Source organism: Burkholderia puraquae (genome assembly GCF_002099195.1).
Lineage (GTDB): Bacteria > Pseudomonadota > Gammaproteobacteria > Burkholderiales > Burkholderiaceae > Burkholderia > Burkholderia puraquae.
In genome coordinates, this window is record NZ_NBYX01000018.1 from 137,751 (window position 1) to 158,722 (window position 20,972).

Consider the following 20,972-nt stretch of genomic DNA (forward strand, 5'->3'; position numbering starts at 1 on the left):
AGAAAACCATGCTGACTCTTGCTCATTACCTCGTGCTCGGCGCGATCCTCTTTGCGATCGCGATCGTCGGGATCTTCCTGAACCGCCGCAACATCATCATCATCCTGATGTCGATCGAACTGATGCTGCTGGCGGTGAATACCAACTTCGTCGCGTTCTCGCATTACCTCGGCGATGTGCACGGCCAGATCTTCGTGTTCTTCGTACTGACCGTCGCCGCAGCGGAAGCCGCGATCGGTCTGGCGATTCTGGTGACCCTGTTCCGTAAGCTCGACACGATCAATGTCGAGGATCTCGATCAGCTCAAAGGTTAATTTCAGGCAACGCTGTTATGTCAACGACACTCAATGAAAACCTGCTGCTGGCGATTCCGCTCGCTCCGCTGGCCGGCTCGCTGATTGCGGGGCTGTTCGGGAACGCAGTCGGGCGCAAGGGCGCACACCGGATCACGATCCTCGGCGTAATGATCGCGTTCCTCCTGTCGGCGAAAGTCTTCTTCGACGTGCTGGGCGGCGCAAGCTTCAACGCGACCGTCTACGAATGGATGAACGTCGGCTCGCTGAAGCTCGAAATCGGCTTCCTCGTCGATTCGCTGACCGCGATGATGATGGTCGTCGTGACCTTCGTCTCGCTGATGGTGCACATCTACACGATCGGCTACATGGCGGAAGAAGACGGCTACCAGCGCTTCTTCTCGTACATCTCGCTGTTCACGTTCTCGATGCTGATGCTCGTGATGAGCAACAACTTCCTGCAGCTGTTCTTCGGCTGGGAAGCGGTGGGTCTGGTGTCGTACCTGCTGATCGGCTTCTACTTCACGCGTGAGAGCGCGATCTACGCGAACATGAAGGCGTTCCTCGTGAACCGCGTGGGCGACTTCGGCTTCCTGCTCGGCATCGGCCTGCTGCTCGCGTTTGCCGGCTCGATGAACTACGGCGAAGTGTTCGCGAAACGCGCGGAGCTCGCGAGCCTGCACTTCCCGGGCACCGACTGGGGCCTGCTGACCGTGGCCTGTATCTGCCTGTTCATCGGCGCGATGGGCAAGTCGGCACAGTTCCCGCTGCACGTGTGGCTGCCTGACTCGATGGAAGGCCCGACCCCGATCTCGGCGCTGATTCACGCGGCGACGATGGTGACGGCCGGCATCTTCATGGTGACGCGCATGTCGCCGCTGTTCGAGCTGTCGGACACCGCACTGTCGTTCATCACGGTGATCGGCGCGATCACGGCGCTCTTCATGGGCTTCCTCGGCATCATCCAGAACGACATCAAGCGCGTGGTCGCGTACTCGACGCTGTCGCAGCTCGGCTACATGACCGTCGCGCTCGGCGTGTCCGCTTACCCGGTCGCCGTGTTCCACCTGATGACGCACGCGTTCTTCAAGGCACTGCTGTTCCTCGGCGCCGGCTCGGTCATCATGGGCATGCACCACGACCAGGACATGCGCAACATGGGCGGCCTGCGCAAGTACATGCCGATCACGTGGATCACGTCGCTCGTCGGTTCGCTCGCGCTGATCGGCACGCCGTTCTTCTCGGGCTTCTACTCGAAGGACTCGATCATCGACGCGGTGAAGCTGTCGCACCTGCCGGGTTCGGGCTTCGCGTACTTCGCGGTCGTCGCGAGCGTGTTCGTCACGGCGCTGTACTCGTTCCGCATGTATTTCCTGGTGTTCCACGGCGAAGAGCGCTTCCGCAAGCCGAAGCATCCGGAATCGCCGATGGGCATGGCAGCGGCGCACGGCCACGACGACCACGGCCATGGCCACGGTCATGACGACCACGCGCACGAACCGCACGAGACCCCGTGGGTCGTGTGGGTGCCGCTGGTCCTGCTGGCGATCCCGTCGGTGATCATCGGTGCGTTCGCGATCTCCCCGATGCTGTTCGGTGACTTCTTCCAGCACGGCGTCGCGTTCGACAAGGTGATCTTCATCGGTGAAAACCACCCGGCGCTGGCCGAGATGGCCGAGGAGTTCCACGGCTGGGTGGGCATGGGCCTGCACTCGGTGTCGGGCCTGCCGGTCTGGCTCGCACTCGCCGGTGTCGTTGTCGCCTGGTTCCTGTACCTGAAGCGTCCGGAACTGCCGGCGTCGATCCGCCGTGCGTTCGGCCCGATCTACACGCTGCTGGACAACAAGTACTACATGGACAAGATCAACGAAGTGGTGTTCGCCCGTGGTTCGGTGGCGATCGGCCGCGGCCTGTGGAAGGAAGGTGACGTCGTCGTGATCGACGGCCTCGTCAACGGCAGCGCCCGGTTCATCGGCTGGTTCGCCAGCGTGATCCGCTTCCTCCAATCCGGTTACATCTATCACTACGCGTTCGCCATGATCATCGGCATGCTGGGGCTCCTGACCCTGTTTGTAACGCTCGGCGGCAAATAAGGCGGGGGACAACTTAATGCACGCTTTTCCGATTCTCAGTACCGCGATCTGGTTGCCGATCGTTTTCGGCCTCCTCGTGCTTGCGGTGGGTAACGACAAAAATCCGGGCACGGCCCGCTGGATTGCGCTGATCGGTTCGCTGCTCGGCCTTGCGGTTACGATCCCGCTGATCACGGGCTTCGATTCGAGCACCGCTGCGCTGCAGTTCGTCGAGAAGTCGACCTGGATCGAGCGCTTCGATATCGCGTATCACCTTGGTGTCGACGGCATCTCGATGTGGTTCGTCGTGCTGACCGCGCTGATCACGGTGATCGTCGTGATCGCCGCATGGGAAGTGATCACCGAGAACGTCGCGCAGTACCTCGCGGCCTTCCTGATCCTGTCCGGGATCATGATCGGCGTGTTCTCGTCGGCCGACGGCCTGCTGTTCTACGTGTTCTTCGAAGCGACCCTGATCCCGATGTACATCATCATCGGCGTGTGGGGCGGCCCGAACCGCGTGTATGCGGCATTCAAGTTCTTCCTGTACACGCTGGCCGGCTCGCTGCTGATGCTGGTCGCGCTGATCTACCTGTACACGGAAACGCATTCGTTCGACCTCGCGACGTGGCAGAACGCCAAGATCGCGATGACGCCACAGATCCTGCTGTTCGTCGCGTTCTTCCTCGCGTTTGCGGTGAAGGTGCCGATGTGGCCGGTGCACACGTGGCTGCCGGATGCGCACGTGGAAGCGCCGACGGGCGGCTCGGTCGTGCTGGCGGCGATCATGCTGAAGCTCGGGGCGTACGGTTTCCTGCGCTTCTCGCTGCCGATCACGCCTGACGCGAGCCATTTCCTGGCACCGGTCGTGGTCACGCTGTCGCTGATCGCGGTGATCTACATCGGCCTCGTCGCGATGGTGCAGGCCGACATGAAGAAGCTGGTCGCGTATTCGTCGATCGCGCACATGGGCTTCGTCACGCTCGGCTTCTTCATCTTCAACCAACTCGGCGTCGAAGGCGCGATCATCCAGATGATCTCGCACGGCTTCGTATCGGGTGCGATGTTCCTCTGCATCGGCGTGTTGTACGACCGCGTGCACTCGCGCCAGATCGCCGATTACGGTGGCGTCGTCAACGTGATGCCGAAGTTCGCGGCGTTCGCAATGCTGTTCTCGATGGCCAACTGCGGCCTGCCGGGCACGTCGGGTTTCGTCGGCGAGTTCATGGTGATTCTCGCGGCCGTCCAGTACAACTTCTGGATCGCATTCGGTGCGGCATTCACGCTGATCCTCGGTGCTGCTTACACGCTCTGGATGTACAAGCGCGTGTACTTCGGCGCGGTTGCGAACGATCACGTTGCCAAGCTGAAGGACATCGGCCGTCGTGAATTCCTGATGCTGGCCGTGCTTGCCGCGTTCACGCTGCTGATGGGTCTGTATCCGAAGCCTTTCACCGACGTGATGCACGTTTCGGTGGAAAACCTCCTCTCCCACGTCGCGCAGTCGAAGCTGCCGCTGGCCCAGTAACGCGAGCGGAGGAAATCAAGATCATGAACGCTCCTATGAATGTCCTGTTGCCTGACGCGCTGGTGATGGCCGCCATCGTCGTCGCATGGCTGAACGACACCTTTACCGGTGCTTCCGGCCGTCGCCTGACCTACCTGATCGCGGTCGTATCGTCGGTCGTCGCCGGCGTGTGGTTCGCGGTGCAGGCGCTCGACCCGCAGCCGTATTACTTCTTCTCGAAGATGATCGTCGTCGACTCGTTCGCGAGCATGATGAAGGCGGTCGTGTCGTTCGGTTTCGCGGTCTCGCTCGTCTATTCGCGCAAGTACCTCGAAGATCGCGACATGTTCCGCGGCGACGTGTTCCTGCTCGGCATGTTCTCGCTGCTCGGCCAGCTGGTCATGGTGTCGGGTAACAACTTCCTGACGCTGTACCTCGGTCTCGAACTGATGTCGCTGTCGCTGTACGCAGTCATCGCGCTGCGCCGTGATGCCGCGCAGTCGAGCGAAGCCGCGATGAAGTACTACGTGCTGGGCGCGCTCGCGTCGGGCTTCGTGCTGTACGGCATCTCGATGCTGTACGGTGCGACCGGCTCGCTCGAGCTGGGCGAGGTGTACAAGGCGGTCGGCGGCAACACCGACGCAGCCGTATTGATGTTCGGCGTGGTCTTCATCGTCGCCGGTATCGCGTTCAAGCTCGGCGCCGTGCCGTTCCACATGTGGGTGCCGGACGTCTATCAAGGCGCACCGACCGCGATGACGCTGTTCGTCGGCGGCGGCCCGAAGGTTGCCGCGTTCGCGTGGGGCCTGCGTTTCCTGGTGATGGGCCTGCTGCCGCTCGCACAGAACTGGCAGACCGCGCTCGTGATCCTCGCCGCACTGTCGCTGATCGTCGGCAACATCACGGGTATCGTCCAGCGCAACATCAAGCGGATGCTCGCGTACTCGGCGATCTCGAACATGGGCTTCGTGCTGCTCGGCCTGCTCGCGGGCATCGTGAAGGGCGACGCGGCGGCACCGGCGAATGCCTACAGCTCCGCGATGTTCTACGCGATCGTCTACCTGATCACGACGCTCGGCTCGTTCGGCGTGGTGATGCTGCTCGCGCGCCGCGACTTCGAAGCCGAATCGATCGACGACTTCAAGGGCCTCAACAAGCGCAGCCCGGTGTTCGCGTTCGTGATGATGGTCATGATGTTCTCGCTGGCAGGTATCCCGCCGACCGTCGGCTTCTACGCGAAGCTCGCCGTGCTCGAGGCGACCGTCAACGCGGGCCTCACGTGGCTGGCCGTGCTGGCCGTGATCACGTCGCTGTTCGGCGCGTTCTACTACCTGCGCATCGTGAAGCTGATGTACTTCGATGCACCGCAGGATGCGACGCCGATCTCGGGCGATTTCTGCAAGCGCACGATCCTCGTGCTGAACGGCCTGGCAGTCGTCGTGCTCGGCCTGATCCCGAGCCCGCTGCTGACGGCCTGCCTGCAGGCAATTCGTCACACGCTGCCGCTGTAATGTCGGCAGCCGGCTGGTTTATCGTGCTGTTGGCGCTCGTCTGCGCCAACCTGCCGTTCCTGAACCAACGCCTCTTCGCCGTCGTGCCGTTCGGCGCGGCGAAGAAGAGTGCGTGGGTGCGGATCGGCGAGCTGATCGTGCTGTACTTCATCGTTGGCGCGCTCGGCTTCTGGCTCGAGTCGCGCGCCGGCAACCGCTTCGAACAGGGCTGGCAGTTCTACGCGATCACGTTCAGTCTTTTCATCGTGTTCGCATTTCCCGGCTTTACGTTCCAGTATCTCGTCAAACGACGCTGACGGCTCCGGCCGTCCGTCGTGCTCATTCCCGGAGCCGCCGATGGCCGAACTACCCAATCACGACGCCGCACTGACCGAAACCTGCCTCGAAAGCGAGGCGATCTTCGAAGGCGCGTTCCTCAAGCTCAAGCGCGATACCGTCCGCCTGCCGGACGGCAAGAAGGCCACGCGCGAATACGTCCAGCATCCGGGCGCGGTGATGGTGATCCCGCTGTTCGACGACGGCCGCGTGCTGATGGAAAGCCAGTTTCGCTATCCGATCGGCAAGGTGATGGCCGAATTCCCGGCCGGCAAGCTCGATCCGAACGAAGGCGCGCTCGCATGCGCGGTGCGCGAACTGCGCGAGGAAACGGGTTACACCGCACGCGAGTACGTGTTCCTGGCCCGGATTCACCCGATCATTTCCTATTCGACCGAATTCATCGACCTGTACCTGGCGCGCGGCTTGACGGCCGGCGAGCGCAAGCTCGACGAAGGCGAATTCCTCGAGACCTTCACCGCGACGCAGGCCGACCTGCAGGAATGGGTGCGCACGGGCCAGATTTCCGACGTGAAGACGATCATCGGCACCATGTGGCTCGACAAGGTGCTGTCCGGCACGTGGCCGCTCGGGCCGGTCCTGACGCCCTGAGCGCGGCGTCAGCGGCGGGTGGGGCGCCGCGTTACAATCCGGTGACGCGATGTCTCCGCGTCGCGCCATCGGTATTTAGCACGATCGTTCATAAAATCGCTTTTTGCGCTACACTCGTCATACGCCCTGATTCAGCATGAAGGTCCTCGATTTACAGTGCCCGCACGGTCATCGGTTCGAAGGCTGGTTCGCTTCCGCCGATGAATTCGAAGCGCAGTTGTCCCGCAAGCTGGTCGAATGTCCGGTGTGCGGAACGACCGAGGTCAACCGTCTGCCGTCGGCGCCGCGCCTGAATCTGTCGGGCGCGACGCAGGCGCAGCCGGCCGATCCGCGTGCACTGCAGGCGCAGGTGATGCGTGCGCTGCGCGAGGTGCTGGAGAAAACCGAGAATGTGGGCGAGCGCTTCGCCGAGGAAGCGCGGCGCATCCATTACAACGAGGCGCCGGCACGCAGCATTCGTGGCATCACGACGCCCGAAGATGCGCAATCCTTGGTCGAAGAAGGCATCGACGTGATGCCGCTGCCGATTCCTGCCGCGCTGAAAGAACCGCTGCAATAACATATGCAGTGAGTCTTTGTCGGGCCGGATGGCTGCGGACAGGAGACACTGCGCATGGATCTGGATTATTCACCCGCCGACGACGCGTTCCGCGTCGACGTCCGCGCCTGGCTTGAGGCCAACTTGCCTCACGCACTGCGCGCCAAGGTACTCGATCACAAACGACTCGACCGCGAGGATTTCGCGAGCTGGCACCGGATTCTCGGCCAGCGAGGCTGGTCCGCGCCCGCCTGGCCGATTGAATATGGCGGCCCGGGCTGGAACGCGACGCAACGGCACATCTGGGATGAGGAGTGCGCGCGGATCGGTGCGCCGACCGTGCTGCCGTTCGGCGTATCGATGGTCGCGCCGGTGTTGATGAAATACGGCAGCGAAGCGCAGAAACGTCATTATCTGCCGCGCATTCTCGACGGCTCGGACTGGTGGTGTCAGGGCTACTCGGAGCCGGGTTCGGGATCTGACCTCGCATCGTTGCGCACGCGCGCCGAGCGCCAGGGCGACCACTATGTCGTCAACGGCCAGAAGACCTGGACGACGCTCGGCCAGTACGCCGACATGATGTTCTGCCTCGTGCGTACCGATCCGGCAGCGAAGAAACAGGAGGGCATCTCGTTCCTGCTGATCGACATGAAGACGCCCGGCATCACGGTGCGCCCGATTGTCATGCTCGACGAGGACCATGAGGTCAACGAGGTGTTCTTCGAGGACGTGAAGGTGCCGGTCGAGAATCTCGTCGGCGACGAGAACCGCGGCTGGACCTACGCGAAATACCTGCTTGGCCATGAGCGCACCGGCATCGCGCGCGTCGGCGCGTCGAAGCGCGAGCTCGCGTTCCTGAAGCACGTGGCGTCGAACCAGCGCAAGAACGGCAAGCCGTTGCTTGCCGATCCCGTGTTTGCCGCAAAGGTCGCGGCGCTCGAGGTCGAGCTGATGGCGCTCGAGGTGACGGTGCTGCGCGTCGTCAGCCGCGAAACGAGCGGCAAGGGGCCGGGCCCCGAGGCGTCGATGCTGAAGATCAAGGGCACGGAAGTGCAGCAGGCGCTCACGGAGCTGATGGTCGACGCAATCGGCCCGCTCGCCGCACCGTTCGACGTGCCGTTCCTCGATGGCCGGCGCGAGCACAGCATCGCGGGCGACGACGATGCGGCACCGCTCGCCGCGTACTACTTCAATTACCGGAAGACGTCGATCTACGGCGGTTCGAACGAGATCCAGAAGAACATCATCGCGCAGATGATTCTGGGGCTGTGATCAAGGAACGGAGACAACCATGGATTTCAGCTTTACCGATGAGCAGCAGCAGTTCGCCGACGCGCTGCGCCGTTATCTCGGCGAACAATACGGTTTCGAAGCACGCCAGGCAATCGTGCGCAGCGAGGCGGGCGTGTCGGACACGCAATGGAGCGCATTCACCGAACTCGGGTTGACCGCGCTGCCCGTGCCGGACGCACAGGGCGGATTCGGCGGCGGCCCGGTCGACATGCTGGTCGTGATGCAGGAGCTCGGCCGCGCGCTCGTGATCGAGCCGTACTGGGCAACGGCGGTGGGTGTCGAGGCCTTGCGCATCGCCGGCTCCGGCGCCGGGGAGGATGCCGTGCTGCTGGAGGCGGTCGCGCAGGGGCAGAAACGAGTGGCGGTCGCGTTCCACGAACCGCATGCGCGCTACGATCTGTTCGAACTCGACACGCATGCGCGCGAGCAGGGCGGCACGTACCGGCTGACCGGCACGAAGTCGGTCGTTCAGCATGGCGCACAGGCGGATGCGTGGATCGTGCCCGCGCGCGTCGATGGCGGCGGCATCGGCCTGTTCGTCGTCGAACGGGATGCCGCGAACGCGAAGGTGGTCGACTACCGGACGATCGACGGCCAGCGTGCCGCGACGATCGGGCTCAATGAAACGCCCGCGCGACGGCTGACGGGCGGTGCGCGCGACGCGGCAGCCCTCGAGCAGGTTGCCGATTACGCGACGTTCCTGCTGTGCGCGGAAGCGGTCGGCGTGCTCGACGAACTGAACCGCGCCACGGTCGAATATACGAAGACGCGCGAACAGTTCGGCGTGCCGATCGCGCGTTTCCAGGCGCTGCAGCATCGGATGGTCGACATGCTGATCCATGCCGAGCAGGCGCGTTCGCTGACGTACCTGGCAGCCGTACGCTACGCGAGCGGCGAGGCCGATGCGCGGCGCAAGGCCGTGTCGGCCGCGAAAGCGCGGGTCGGCGCCGCCGCACGCTTCGTCGGCCAGCAGGCCGTTCAACTGCACGGCGGCATGGGCGTGACCAACGAGGTCGCCGCTGCGCACCTGTTCAAGCGGCTGACGATCATCGAGACGACGCTCGGCGATACCGATCATCATCTTGCGCGCATCGCTGCGCTGCCCGATTTCGCGCAGGCCGACGCGGCATGACGGCGACGCGCAAGCGCGCCAGACAAGGAGACACCTAGTGGGCATCAGTTACGAAGACCTGGTGGTCGGCAGCACCACCGAAGTGGGCCGTTACACGTTCGAACCCGACGACATCAAGGCGTTCGCGCAACGCTACGACCCGCAGCCGTTCCATCTCGACGAAGAGGCAGGGAAAGCATCGCATTTCGGCGGGCTCGTCGCGAGCGGCTGGCACACGTGTTCGGTGTTCATGAGCCTGCTCATCAAGAAACTCGGCCAGGACTCGACCAGCATGGGTTCGCCGGGCATCGACTCGATCCGCTGGCTCAAGCCGGTGCGCGCCGGCGACACGATCACGATGTATCAGAAGGTCCACGACAAGCGCGTGTCGGAGAGCAAGCCCGACCGCGGCATCGTGTCGACGGAGTGGGTCGGCGTGAACGCCGCCGGCGAGACGGTCATCACCGTGCATACCAAGGTGATCTTCGGGCTGCGCCATCCGGGAGGCACGCACGCATGACCGACGTGACCTTGCCGCTGATCGCATCGGCGCAGGCGCTTCAGGCGCGTGTCGGCGCAGAGCCGCTTGCGAGCGGCTGGCTCGCGATCGACCAGCGTCGTGTCGATGGCTTTGCCGATGCGACCGGCGATCATCAATGGATTCACGTCGATCCCGAACGCGCGCGGCGCGAGTCGCCGTTCGGCGGCCCGATCGCGCACGGGTTCCTGACGCTGTCGCTGATTCCGGCGTTGATGGCCGACGCGATGCGTTTCGAACAGAAGATGGGCGTGAACTACGGACTGAACCGCGTGCGGTTCCTGAAGCCGGTGCCAGTTGGCGCGCGCGTGCGTGCGCTGTTTGCGGTAAAGGAAACCACCGAGGCCGCGCGGGGCGGTGTGCAGGTGACGTGGTCGGTGACGATGCAGGTCGAGCGTCCCGACGCGCCGCTGCCTGTCTGCGCAGCGGAATTCATCACGCTGCACTACTTCTGAATTTCTGAAGTGGGGAGCGGCATGCATGGATGCCGCTCCGTCCGTCACATGTGCGTCAGTGCTTCGCGTATTGCGTCGCGCCGAACAGCACCTCGCGTGCCTTGTCGTCCTGCAGCGCTTTGCGCATCGATGCGAGCACTTCGACGCCGCGCTGCACGGACGGTCGTGCGGCAATCGTCTCGTACCAGCGCTTCACGTTCGGCAATTCGTCGAGCACGATGCCCTGGTTCTGCCACGAGCGCGTCCACGGGAACGTCGCAATGTCCGCGATCGTGTACGCGTCGCCTGCGAGATACTCGGATTCACCGAGACGCTTGTCCATCACGTTGTACAGGCGCTTCGCTTCGTTCGTGTAGCGATTGACCGCATACTCGATCTTCTCCGGCGCATACAGGCGGAAGTGGTGTGCCTGCCCGAGCATCGGGCCGACACCACCCATCTGGAACATCAGCCATTCGAGCGTCGCATAGCGTGCGGCCGGATCGGTCGGCAGGAACTTGCCGGTCTTCTCCGCGAGGTAGATCAGGATCGCGCCCGATTCGAACAGCGAGATCGGCTTGCCGCCGGGGCCGTTCGGATCGACGATCGCAGGGATCTTGTTGTTCGGGCTGATCGTCAGGAATTCCGGCTTGAACTGGTCGCCTGCGCCGATATCGACCGGATGGGCGCGATAGGCGAGGCCCGTTTCCTCGAGCATGATGTGCACCTTGTGGCCGTTCGGGGTCGCCCAGCTATAGACGTCGATCATCGTGAACTCCTTCGTTGCATGCGCGAAAACGGCGCCGGCAGCGCCGCGACAGGCGGTCATTAGAGCATGGATCGATGCGGGCTGCTGGCGACGGAAACGTGCGTGCCGATGCATGTGCGCAGGCGCGTGCGCGCGGGTCGGGCTACATGGCGTCGGGCGATCGCATGTCGTCCCGAGTCGTCGAGATGGGCGCCGCCGTGCAGCATCGGGTCGATGCGGTGGCGACGCGTCAATTCGAAAGCGGGCGCGACGATTCAGCGCTTGTAGCGGGGCTGGCGTTTCTCGAGAAATGCGGTGATGCCTTCGAGCCCGTCCGCATGATGCAGCGATGCGACGAAATGATCACGCTCGGTGCCGAGATGCGTGTCGAGCGGTTGCATCGTTGCGTCGTCGAGCAGCGACTTGATGCGCGTGAGCGCGTTCGGCGAGATGCCGGCGAGCGCATCGGCCCATGCCAGCGCGTCGGTCAGCGCCGCGCCCGGCACGGCGAGCCGGTTGACGACACCAAGCGTGTGCAGACGTTCGGCTGCGACGGGCTTGCCTTCGAACAGGATCTCGGCCGCAATCGCCCGCGGCAGCGCGCGCGCGATGAACCACGAACCGCCGCCGTCGGGCGTCAGGCCGACACGCGCGTACGACATCACGAACTTCGCATCGTGCGCGGCGACGATCAGGTCGCACGCGAGCGCGAGCGAGAAGCCCGCGCCGGCCGCGGCACCTTCGACCGCTGCGATCACCGGCTTCGTCGAAGCGTGGATCGCCGTTACCCATGCTGCGAGCTGATCGATGCTGTCGGCCTGGAAGGACGGATCCTTCGAGCGGTTGTCGAGCAGCCGGTTCAGGTTGCCCCCCGCGCAGAAGAAGCGATCGGCGCCGGTGAGCACGACCGCGCGAATCCCGGGGTCTCGTTCCGCGGTGGCAAGCGCTTCGATGCCGGCCGCGTACATGTCGGGATGCAGCGCGTTGCGTGCGCCGGGATTGGATAGCGTGAGGACGAGCGTCGATTCGCTCTCGGGTGGCCGCGAGGCCAGCAGTTCAGCACTCATGCGAGCGTGTCTCCATCGGATGGCGGGGCTGCGGCGGCGGGCGCATCGCGCGCGCTGATGCGGCCGATGCCGTAGCAGATGTATTGTTGTCGTGACGAACGCAAAACTTGCTTTAGACTAGCACGAACGTGCTTTTCAGCGCGATGAATCCCGATGTGGCCGGCATTGATGCCGCCGCGCTTCAGTGAGGAAGGAGACTCCGATGCTACAGCTGTGCGGTATTCCGTTGTCCAACTACTACAACAAGGTGAAGTTCGTCCTGCTCGAGCACGACATTCCGTTCGAGGAGTCGGTATGCGGTTTGCCGGTCAGCGATCCGGCGCAACTCGCCGATTCGCCGCTCGGCAAGATTCCATTTCTGAAAACCGACGAAGGCGCGCTGTTCGAGTCGCAGGTGATCATCGAGTACCTGGCGGCGCGCTATCCCGAGAAAGGCATTTTTCCGGCAAGCCCGTTTGCAGGCGCGAAGGTGCGCGAACTGATCGAGACGCTCGAGCTGTATCTCGAATGGATGGCGCGCGAGGTCTATACCGAAGCGTTTTTCGGCGGCAAGGTCAGCGACGGGATGAAGGCGCACGTCGAGAAGCGCCTGCCGCGCGCGATCGATGCATTCAAGCAGATGACGCAGTTTTCGCCGTATGTGCTCGGAGAATCGTTCGGCCTCGCGGACATCGCCGCCTGGGTTCATCTGCCGGTCATCGGAATGGCGACGAAGGCCGTATTCGGACGCGATTTCCTGCTCGACGCAGGCATCGACTGGAAGGCGCATGCGAAGAAGGTGGGCGAGCGTCCTGCCGCGCAGCGCGTGGCGGCCGAGCGCAAGGCGTATGTCGACGCGACGAGCGTCGCGCGTTCGTAAGCGCGGCTCCCGCTGGGCGGCGTGCGGCCGCCCGTGCGGGTCTTACAGGCGAGCGAGCCGTTCGAGCGCGGCCGCGAGCGTACTTTCCTGCTTCGCAAAGCAGAATCGGACGACGCCCGATTCGTGCGGCTCGTGATAGAACGCCGACACCGGAATGGCGGCCACGCCGATCTCCGACGTGAGCCACTTCGAGAACTCCGCTTCCGGCAGGTCGCTGATCGCCGAATAATCGACGCACTGGAAGTACGTGCCCGTGCAGGGCAGCAGCTTGAAGCGCGTGCGCTCCAGGCCGGCCCGGAAGAAGTCGCGCTTCTTCTGGTAGAAGTCGGCAAGCGTCAGGTACGGCGCCGGGTCGCGCAGGTAGTCGGCGAGCCCGATCTGCATCGGCGTGTTCACCGTGAACACGTTGAACTGGTGGACCTTGCGGAATTCCGCGGTCAGCGCGGCAGGCGCTGCGACATAGCCGACTTTCCAGCCCGTCACGTGATAGGTCTTGCCGAAGCTCGACACGATGAAGCTGCGCGCGGCGAGTTCCGGATAGCGCGCGACGCTCTCGTGGCGCGCGCCGTCATAGACCATGTGCTCGTAGACCTCGTCGGACAAGATCAGCACATTGGTGCCGCGCACGATCTCCTCGAGCTTGCGCATGTCCGCCTCGCGCCACACGGTACCCGTCGGGTTATGCGGCGTGTTGATCAGGATCATGCGCGTTTTCGGCGTGATCGCGGCCGCCAGACGGTCGAACGGGATTGCGTAGTCGGGCGCCTCCAGCGTGACGAACACGGGCTTGCCGCCCGCGAGTTCGATCGACGGCAGGTAGCTGTCGTAGGTCGGTTCGACGACGATCACTTCATCACCCGGATGCACCGTGCACAGGATCGCCGTCAGCAGCGCCTGCGTCGCGCCGGCCGTGACGGTGATCTCGGTCGCCGGATCGTAACGCCGGCCGTAGACCTGCGCGATCTTGTCTGCGATTGCGTCGCGCAGCGGCGCGACACCGGCCATCGGCGGATACTGGTTGTGCCCGTTGCGCATCGCGCCGGCAACCGCATCGACGATGCGCGGATCGCAGTCGAAATCCGGAAAGCCCTGGCCGAGGTTCACCGCGCCTTTTTCTGCGGCAAGCGCGCTCATGACCGTGAAGATCGTCGTGCCGACGTTCGGCAGGCGCGAGGGGAAAACGGGAGTCGTTGGCATGTCTGAAGGAGCGTTCATCGATACGGTCGAAATCGGGTGGTGGTGCGTGCGTCAGGCCGGTGTGGCGTCGAGCGCGCAGGCCTCGGCAAAGGGCGCGGGCTGCGCGATCCGGAAGCCGAAGTCGCGTGCGGTGCGCTTCGCAAGCTTCAGCAGCGCGCGGTCTTTCGACACGAGCCACTCGGCCTGGGCGGCGCGGGCGAGTTCGAGAAACTTCTGGTCGTCGCGGTCCTTGCACTTCGGCAATGGCGGCGCGTTGGCGTCGATGGCCGGCGGCTCGACGAGGCTCGCCAGGCGGGCGACGGTCGCGAGCGCAGCCGCCTTGTCGACCGCGCGCGCCTGGAACTGCGGATAATCGAGCACGTACTCGAGTTCGGTCAGGCAGCGGCCGTCGATCACGGCGGCAAGCGTGCCGCGTTCGAGCGCGGCACGGATCGGGCGTGTAGCGGGGTCGTCGAATACGAGGATGTCGATCCAGACGTTCGAGTCGAGCACGACGCGACGTGCGGCATGCGGGGCGAGAGAGCGGGTCATTCGTTACAATCGGTGGTTTTCGTCTGACCGCAAGGCACGGCGTGCCAGCGAGCCTCTATGATAATCGTTCTCTCCCCCGCCAAATCCCTCGACTACGATACGCCCGCGCATGTCCAGTCTTACACGAAGCCTGCATTCGTCGACGACGCGTCCGAACTGATCGACGGCCTGCGCAAGCTTTCGCCGCAGGACATCGCGACGCTGATGGATATCTCCGATCCGCTCGCACGCCTGAATTTCCAGCGCTACGCGGATTGGTCGCCGACCTTTACGCCAGCCAACGCGAAGCAGGCCGTGCTCGCGTTCAACGGCGACGTCTATGAAGGATTCGACGCCAAATCGCTGTCGTCCGCCGATCTCGACTATGCGCAGCAGCACGTGCGCGTGCTGTCGGGCCTGTACGGGCTGTTGCGTCCGCTCGACCTGCTGCAGCCGTACCGGCTCGAGATGGGTACACGCTTCGCGAACGCGCGCGGCAAGGATCTGTACGCGTTCTGGGGCGATCGCATCACGCGGGCGCTGAACGAACAGCTCGAAACGCGCAGCGGCGCGGCGCGCGTGCTGGTCAACTGCGCGTCGACCGAATACTTCAAGTCGGTCAAGCCGAAACTGCTGGCCGCGCCCGTCATTACGCCGGTGTTCGAGGACTGGAAGGGTGGCCGCTACAAGATCATCAGCTTTCATGCGAAGCGCGCACGTGGCCTGATGGCGCGTTTTATCGTCGAGAACCGTATTACCGACCCGAAGGCGCTGAAGGATTTCGCGACGGAAGGCTACGCTTTCGATGCGGCTGCGTCGAATGATTCGACTTACGTATATCGCCGGCGAGTCGGCGAGTGACCCTGCCGGCCGTTCACGAGACGGCCGGCACATGCATGAGGCCGGGCAAACGCTATACCGCCTGTTCCGGTCGCCCAAGGAGAGACAGATGGCCCTTTCGATCACCAGCAATTTCGACGCAGGCGCAATCGACGTCGTGGCGTGCGACAGCCCCGATGCGATTCGGCTGCGCGTGCGCGGCGACAACCGCTCGGAATTCGCGCAATGGTTTTACTACCGCTTGACGGGTGCGCGCGGCGAGCGCTGCGTGATGACGTTCGAGAATGCTGCCGAATGCGCGTATCCGTCGGGCTGGCGCAATTACAGCGCGGTGGCGAGCTATGACCGGGTCGACTGGTTCCGCGTGCCGACGACGTTCGACGGCAAGACGATGACCATCGACCATACGCCGGAATTCGACAGCATCTACTACGCGTATTTCGAACCGTACTCGGAAGAGCGCCACGCGGCATTTCTCGGCGCGGTCCAGCAGTTGCCGCAGGCGAGCGTCGTCGAACTCGGCTGCACGGTCGAAGGCCGTCCGATGTCGCTACTGACGCTCGGTACGCCGGAAACCGATGGCGTGCCGAAGAAGAAGGTGTGGATCATCGCGCGTCAGCATCCCGGCGAGTCGATGGCCGAGTGGTTTGTCGAAGGCCTCGTCAAGCGGCTGGCCGGATGGGGCGACTGGGCCGGCGATCCGGTCGCGCGCAAGCTCTACGATCGCGTGACGTTCCACATCGTCCCGAACATGAACCCGGACGGCAGCGTGCATGGCAACCTGCGCACCAACGCGGCAGGCGCGAACCTGAACCGCGAGTGGATGGCGCCCGATGCCGAGCGCAGCCCCGAGGTGCTGGCCGTGCGCGATGCGATCCATGCGGTCGGCTGCGACATGTTCTTCGACATTCACGGCGACGAGGATCTGCCGTACGTGTTCGTCGCCGGGTCGGAAATGCTGCCGAGCTTTACGGAGCAGCAGGGCAAGGAGCAGACCGCGTTCATCGACGCGTTCAAGGTCGCGAGCCCCGACTTCCAGACTGAGCACGGCTATGCGGCGAGCAAGTACAAGGAGGACGCGCTCAAGCTCGCGTCGAAGTACATCGGCCACCAGTTCGGCTGCCTGTCGCTGACGCTCGAGATGCCGTTCAAGGACAACGCGAACCTGCCTGACGAACGAGTTGGCTGGAACGGCGAGCGTAGTGCGGCGCTTGGCGCGGCGATGCTGGCGGCGATCCTGGTGCACGTCGACACGTTCGCGTAAGCGTCGCGTCGCCACATGAAAAAAGCCGGTGCATCCTGAGATGCTCCGGCTTTTTTGCTTCTGTCGATGTCGATTCGCCGTGTCAGGACTTCTTCGCGGTTTTCTTCTTCACGACCTTCTTCTGGCCGCTCGACTTTTTCGTTGCGACGGCCTTCGTGCTGCCGGTGCGGCTCGAAGCCTTTGCCTTGACCTTGCCTCGGTGCGACTTGCCCTTGAATTTCTTCGTCGAGGACGTGGAGCGTTCGACGCGCGGTTTCAGCGGAGGAACCGGATCGTTCCAGCTGAACGCAAGCATTTGCTGACCGACATAGCCGCAACGGAATTTCAGCGGCGTCGGGTCGCCGCCGTCGCTGTGGATGCCGAGTCCGTCGACCGTGACGATATTGTCGACCTTCACGCGCTGCTTGCCCTGGTCGAACGAGTCGTTCCATGGCGTGATCGTCGCGTTGCCGCTGTCGAATGCGTTCGGCGCGAAGTCGACGCGGTCGAAGGCCGTCGACGTGCTGGCGATGAAGCTGCCGTGCGCCGCACAATCGGCGGCGAGTGGATCGGCATGCATTTCGTTGACGAATTTGTTGATCAGTTCGGAGCGCTGGTCGAGCAGATCGGCGAATGCCGGTGTCGGAAGCGCAAGCGACAGGCCCGCAATACAGGCTGCCAGCTTGCCGAGCGCCCGGAAAATCCGGAGCGACGCAGGAGAGCTGTCCATCTGGTTATTGGTGAGGAGCGAATGAGACATCGGGCACGTATAGATGCCCGATGAAGAACCGGAGTTCAATCTTAGCGTAAAAAAGTTGTGCGGCAGTAGATGCCGCATTCTGCCGCACTGCGGGAAGTACCGCCGGCACGTGATGACGGTGCCGCCGCCAGAGGGCAATTCAGGCGCGTGGGCCGCCGAGGCGATAGCGCCGAACGTCGAAGGTCGTGACCCATGCGGGGCGATAAACGGCGATGAGTGCCGTCGCCATGCCGGTGAACCACGCTTCGCCGAGTGCAAGCAGCGCGGTGTTCAGCAGATAGCCGGCCGGAATCACGACGGGCACGCCATCCGCGAGCGCGAGCTGGACTCCGGCTGCGGCCGCGGCGACCGCGATGATCGCGATGGCCGGCGACAGGAATCCCTGGCCGGTGATGAACGACGCGAGATTGTGCGGCAACCATGCGAGTGCGGCGCGCTGCAGCAATGCCGACACGGCAACCGGCAGCGCGCCGTAGATCAGATAGGTCAGGCCAATACCCTGCCAAGGCGCGTCGAAGATGATCGCGGCAACCGCCGTGATGACGCCCATCGCGATCAGTGCGAGTGTCCAGTCGAACAGTGTGACGAGCAGCGTCGCGCCAAGCAGATGCATGACGATGCCGTCTTCGAGCCATGCATTCGAGGCCCAGAGGACCGCAATGGCGGTGACGAGCGCGAGCCACACGTGCTGGAGCGTGGCGTCCTGCAGGCGCACGAAGGGACGATTCCAGATCGCGAGCGCGAGCAGGGCCACGGCGGCGATCCAGCCACCGATGCCAACCCAGAGCGGAAGCGGTGTGAAAAGAAAACCCATGCGTCCATATTACTCGTTGAGCATCAAAGGTGGGAATCCGCACACGCCGACCGTCGCAATATCGAGACTGTTTGCCTAGCGTTCGCGCCGGAACCGCGCCGGCGGCTCGGCAGCGATCGGCAGGTCCTGCGCGCTGTCGATCGAGGCCGGCAACGGGTACGGGCGGTCGCTCCGTTGCGCACGCAGCGGAACCGGGCCGTGTTCGCCGATGGGCGGCGTGCGCGCACGACTGCGGTTCGCCAGCAGCACCTCGAGGTGGGGCGATAGCCAGCCGTTGTAGATCGCGACCGCAGCGGCGCGGTTGGCGGCACCAAGTTGCTGGAAGATGCTGGCGAGGTGGATCTTGACGGTGCCTTCGCTGATGCCGAGCGTACGGGCGATCATCTTGTTGGTGCTGCCCATATGGACGAAGCGCATGATCTGCGCTTGCCGCGGCGACAAGAGGCCGCTCGGCGGCCGGCGGGGAAGCGACCCGGCGAGTGTCTGGAAATGGGCATCGAAGCGCGCCGCAGCAGTGGAAGGCAGCAGACGGAGCGCGATCGGCGGGATGTAGTGCCCGCCCAGCAGCACGATCTCGAGCGCACGCACGATCAGGTGCGGCCGCGTGGAATGCGGGATCACGCCGGCGACTCCGTAGTTGAAGAAGCGCTGGATGGCCTCCGGCGATGTTTCATCGACCAGGACGGCGACGGGTGTCGGCGAGCACGCGCTGCAGAGCGCCTGAAGCTCGCTGAGCCGGCCGACGTCGAGCCAGTCGATCGCGACGAGATCGAAACGCTGATTGCGCAGCAGCCTGCGCGCCTGGAAACTGTCGGGCGCATCGTTGATGCCGGCGTGACGGTCGATCTGTCGCAACAGGGCCTTCAGTCCGTCACGCCGCTCGGCGTCTGAATTGAGCATCAGGAACCGCATATTCAACCTCCATTATGTGAGCCATTGATCTGCCGTCTGGCATGCCTTGGGTCTGATGATGACAAAGACCTTACACGATGTCTGCTTGGCTGAAAGGCTTAGGAAAAGTATGAAATTTCGGGCGGCGGGATGGCGGACGAGAAAAAAGCCGCTCCGGCGGGAACCGTGAGCGGCTTCGGATGGGCAGGCTGTCGGGGCCTGCGGTGCGGGTCAGTGGAAGTGCGGCTGGGCGGGTGACGCGTCTTCCGGCATTTCCGCGTGGACGATTTCGCCGAGCGGATCTGCGTAGAGCGGTACGCCGCAGTCATCGCAGTATTCGGGTTCGAAGCGGCCCGCGTGCCGCCGGACGTCGGTTACGCCGCATTCCTTCAGCAGGCTCACGATTTCCTCGAGCGGCCCTTCGATCGGTGCTTCGCCTTCGAGCGTCGCGCTGTCGGTCGATACGTCGCCGTTTTCACGGCCGTAGAGCGGCCATACGACGCCGTAGATTACGTCGTTGCTGGCGCGCCGTGTGAAGCCGACACGATACTCGTCGATACGTCGTTCGCCGAAGCCGGCGACCACCGCACGCAGCTCTTGCGGTGCTGCACCAAGTGTGTCGAAAAGATAACGAATGGCCGTTCTCACCGTGTGCGGACGCACGCGTTCGTCCGCATCCCGGCAGGCCGAATAGTACGCGTCCGGAAGTAGGCATTCGAATTCGCAGCCGGGCAGGGCGATCGACAGGTTAGGGCCGCCCTGGGCCGTCCATTGCTCGAGGCACTGGCCACGTTCGATCCGGCTGCCGTTTTCTTCTTCCTGCCAGCGGAACAGCGGTGCGCCGGCGGGCGCGGCGACGACGGCGAGCAGGAAGCGCGGGTCGGCCAGGATCGGCGAGGTTTCGGGCAGGTCGCCGAAGCTGAGCTTGGGCGTGTGCTGGCTGATCGCCGCATGTGCAAGCTGCTGGGCCAGCCGGTAGGTCTCGACGTGGTGTCGCGGCAACTGGTCGATGCTGTAGAGGAACGGGGCAAGCGCGACGAGGGTGCCGTTCGCAAGGACGTGAGCTTGCAGGTGCGTTCGCAGCGCGTCGGCAACGTCACCCTTGAGCGGGCCCGACGGAATCATGTAGCGCGTCCATGCGAGAACCGGGACGGCGACCAGCAGCGCATCGAACGGTTGACCGTCGTGCTCGATCACCATCGACTCGCTGTGCGTCTCGGCCATGTCGGCGAGCGCGCCATAGGCGTCGGGATGATTCTGCTGAAGGTGGTCGAGCGCTGCGTCGAGCGTGGTCTGGTTGCCGTTGCGGACGATCTTGGCGAGCAGCGCGTCGAGCTTCGCTTCCCAGAAGCGATCCTCGATACGGCTGCCCGAGGCGAAGAGCGCAAGCGACAGACCGACCAGTTTGTCGGCATCGGGGGGGAGGCGTTTGGCGATTCGCTGGCGCATATTAAAGACGTATATAGAAAGAGGCGAAGAACCTCACATTCTAGTCCGTTCTTTGCACCATAAGCGGTCTTGTGCCGAGGCATGGTCGGCCGGCCGAATTGCGGCTTTTGTAAAAAAGTTGCTTCAAACCCCTTGCGCGAATGCCGCGAGCTACCTACAATCACGCCTCTTTCGCGCTAACGGAAACGCAGCGCGGGAGAGGGAAGCAAGGTCGGTGGTGTGCTGCAAGTCTGGCGCACGCAGCTGGCCTGGAAGTTGAGCCCCGCAGTCGCAACGACGTAGTGTAAAAAGTTGTTGACGAGCTGCGAAACACGGTTCATAATCTCGCTTCTCTGCTGCTGAAAACGCAGCGCTGCCGGGAAACACGAAG

At 63.7% G+C, this 20,972-nt stretch carries 23 protein-coding genes; 14 read left to right on the forward strand and 9 right to left on the reverse strand.

Annotated features, from left to right (window positions below; translation table 11 throughout):
• Window positions 1-8 precede the first annotated feature (8 nt).
• From nuoK to B7G54_RS28475, 11 genes are all read left to right on the forward strand, one after another.
• Window positions 9-314, forward strand: coding sequence for an NADH-quinone oxidoreductase subunit NuoK (gene nuoK, locus B7G54_RS28425; protein ID WP_059233607.1), 306 nt, complete (start codon window positions 9-11; stop codon window positions 312-314).
• A 17-nt stretch (window positions 315-331) separates the two neighbouring features.
• A complete protein-coding gene (gene nuoL, locus B7G54_RS28430) occupies window positions 332-2,386 on the forward strand; it encodes an NADH-quinone oxidoreductase subunit L (RefSeq protein ID WP_085042063.1) in 2,055 nt (684 codons plus the stop codon).
• Between the two features lie 16 nt (window positions 2,387-2,402).
• On the forward strand, window positions 2,403-3,893 hold the full coding sequence (locus B7G54_RS28435) for an NADH-quinone oxidoreductase subunit M (protein ID WP_085042064.1): 1,491 nt from the start codon (window positions 2,403-2,405) through the stop codon (window positions 3,891-3,893).
• A gap of 35 nt (window positions 3,894-3,928) precedes the next feature.
• A complete protein-coding gene (nuoN, locus tag B7G54_RS28440) occupies window positions 3,929-5,383 on the forward strand; it encodes an NADH-quinone oxidoreductase subunit NuoN (protein ID WP_175130518.1) in 1,455 nt (484 codons plus the stop codon).
• Window positions 5,383-5,679, forward strand: coding sequence for a DUF2818 family protein (locus B7G54_RS28445; RefSeq protein ID WP_047898602.1), 297 nt, complete (start codon window positions 5,383-5,385; stop codon window positions 5,677-5,679). Before nuoN ends, B7G54_RS28445 begins: the two co-directional genes overlap by 1 nt.
• Before the next feature lie 40 nt (window positions 5,680-5,719).
• On the forward strand, window positions 5,720-6,310 hold the full coding sequence (locus B7G54_RS28450) for an NUDIX domain-containing protein (RefSeq protein WP_085042066.1): 591 nt from the start codon (window positions 5,720-5,722) through the stop codon (window positions 6,308-6,310).
• Window positions 6,311-6,446: 136 nt separating this feature from the next.
• Entirely contained in the window at window positions 6,447-6,869 is a 423-nt protein-coding gene (locus tag B7G54_RS28455) for a DUF1178 family protein (RefSeq protein ID WP_085042067.1), read from the forward strand.
• A gap of 54 nt (window positions 6,870-6,923) precedes the next feature.
• Window positions 6,924-8,120, forward strand: a complete 1,197-nt coding sequence (locus tag B7G54_RS28460; protein ID WP_085042068.1) for an acyl-CoA dehydrogenase family protein — start codon at window positions 6,924-6,926, stop codon at window positions 8,118-8,120.
• A gap of 19 nt (window positions 8,121-8,139) precedes the next feature.
• Window positions 8,140-9,273, forward strand: coding sequence for an acyl-CoA dehydrogenase family protein (locus B7G54_RS28465; protein ID WP_085042069.1), 1,134 nt, complete (start codon window positions 8,140-8,142; stop codon window positions 9,271-9,273).
• Window positions 9,274-9,310: 37 nt separating this feature from the next.
• Window positions 9,311-9,772 carry a MaoC family dehydratase gene (locus tag B7G54_RS28470; RefSeq protein ID WP_085042070.1) on the forward strand — a complete coding sequence of 154 codons (462 nt, stop codon included), beginning with the start codon at window positions 9,311-9,313 and terminating at the stop codon, window positions 9,770-9,772.
• Entirely contained in the window at window positions 9,769-10,245 is a 477-nt protein-coding gene (locus B7G54_RS28475) for a MaoC family dehydratase (RefSeq protein WP_085042071.1), read from the forward strand. Before B7G54_RS28470 ends, B7G54_RS28475 begins: the two co-directional genes overlap by 4 nt.
• Window positions 10,246-10,300: 55 nt before the next feature.
• On the opposite strand, the gene B7G54_RS28480 is transcribed toward B7G54_RS28475, so the two are convergent.
• Together B7G54_RS28480 and B7G54_RS28485 are read right to left on the reverse strand one after the other, a co-directional pair.
• Window positions 10,301-10,993, reverse strand: a complete 693-nt coding sequence (locus tag B7G54_RS28480) for a glutathione binding-like protein (protein ID WP_085042087.1) — start codon at window positions 10,991-10,993, stop codon at window positions 10,301-10,303.
• Between the two features lie 254 nt (window positions 10,994-11,247).
• Window positions 11,248-12,039 carry an oxepin-CoA hydrolase, alternative type gene (locus B7G54_RS28485; protein WP_085042072.1) on the reverse strand — a complete coding sequence of 264 codons (792 nt, stop codon included), beginning with the start codon at window positions 12,037-12,039 and terminating at the stop codon, window positions 11,248-11,250.
• A 202-nt stretch (window positions 12,040-12,241) separates the two neighbouring features.
• Here B7G54_RS28485 and B7G54_RS28490 point away from each other — a divergent pair, with 202 nt between their 5' ends.
• A complete protein-coding gene (locus B7G54_RS28490; protein ID WP_085042073.1) occupies window positions 12,242-12,898 on the forward strand; it encodes a glutathione S-transferase family protein in 657 nt (218 codons plus the stop codon).
• Window positions 12,899-12,940: 42 nt separating this feature from the next.
• On the opposite strand, the gene B7G54_RS28495 is transcribed toward B7G54_RS28490, so the two are convergent.
• A complete protein-coding gene (locus B7G54_RS28495) occupies window positions 12,941-14,113 on the reverse strand; it encodes a pyridoxal phosphate-dependent aminotransferase (RefSeq protein ID WP_085042074.1) in 1,173 nt (390 codons plus the stop codon).
• Window positions 14,114-14,146: 33 nt separating this feature from the next.
• The gene (locus B7G54_RS28500; RefSeq protein WP_085042075.1) at window positions 14,147-14,626 is read right to left on the reverse strand and encodes a putative toxin-antitoxin system toxin component, PIN family; all 480 of its coding nucleotides are present in this window, start codon (window positions 14,624-14,626) and stop codon (window positions 14,147-14,149) included.
• A 57-nt stretch (window positions 14,627-14,683) separates the two neighbouring features.
• Here B7G54_RS28500 and yaaA point away from each other — a divergent pair, with 57 nt between their 5' ends.
• Both yaaA and B7G54_RS28510 read left to right on the forward strand, forming a co-directional pair.
• A complete protein-coding gene (gene yaaA, locus B7G54_RS28505) occupies window positions 14,684-15,466 on the forward strand; it encodes a peroxide stress protein YaaA (RefSeq protein WP_043188790.1) in 783 nt (260 codons plus the stop codon).
• An 88-nt stretch (window positions 15,467-15,554) separates the two neighbouring features.
• Window positions 15,555-16,709, forward strand: a complete 1,155-nt coding sequence (locus B7G54_RS28510; RefSeq protein WP_085042076.1) for a M14 family metallopeptidase — start codon at window positions 15,555-15,557, stop codon at window positions 16,707-16,709.
• A gap of 82 nt (window positions 16,710-16,791) precedes the next feature.
• On the opposite strand, the gene B7G54_RS28515 is transcribed toward B7G54_RS28510, so the two are convergent.
• From B7G54_RS28515 to B7G54_RS39385, 5 genes are all read right to left on the reverse strand, one after another.
• A complete protein-coding gene (locus tag B7G54_RS28515) occupies window positions 16,792-17,448 on the reverse strand; it encodes a BspC domain-containing protein (RefSeq protein ID WP_085042077.1) in 657 nt (218 codons plus the stop codon).
• 139 nt (window positions 17,449-17,587) lie between these two features.
• Entirely contained in the window at window positions 17,588-18,262 is a 675-nt protein-coding gene (locus tag B7G54_RS28520) for an energy-coupling factor ABC transporter permease (protein WP_085042078.1), read from the reverse strand.
• Between the two features lie 75 nt (window positions 18,263-18,337).
• Window positions 18,338-19,174, reverse strand: a complete 837-nt coding sequence (locus tag B7G54_RS28525; protein ID WP_085042079.1) for a response regulator transcription factor — start codon at window positions 19,172-19,174, stop codon at window positions 18,338-18,340.
• 210 nt (window positions 19,175-19,384) lie between these two features.
• Window positions 19,385-20,602: a DUF2863 family protein gene (locus B7G54_RS28530; RefSeq protein ID WP_085042080.1), complete on the reverse strand. Its 1,218-nt coding sequence runs from the start codon at window positions 20,600-20,602 to the stop codon at window positions 19,385-19,387.
• Window positions 20,603-20,778: 176 nt separating this feature from the next.
• Window positions 20,779-20,972 (reverse strand): hypothetical protein (locus tag B7G54_RS39385; RefSeq protein ID WP_208864971.1); only part of this gene is annotated, 194 nt, incomplete at its 5' end.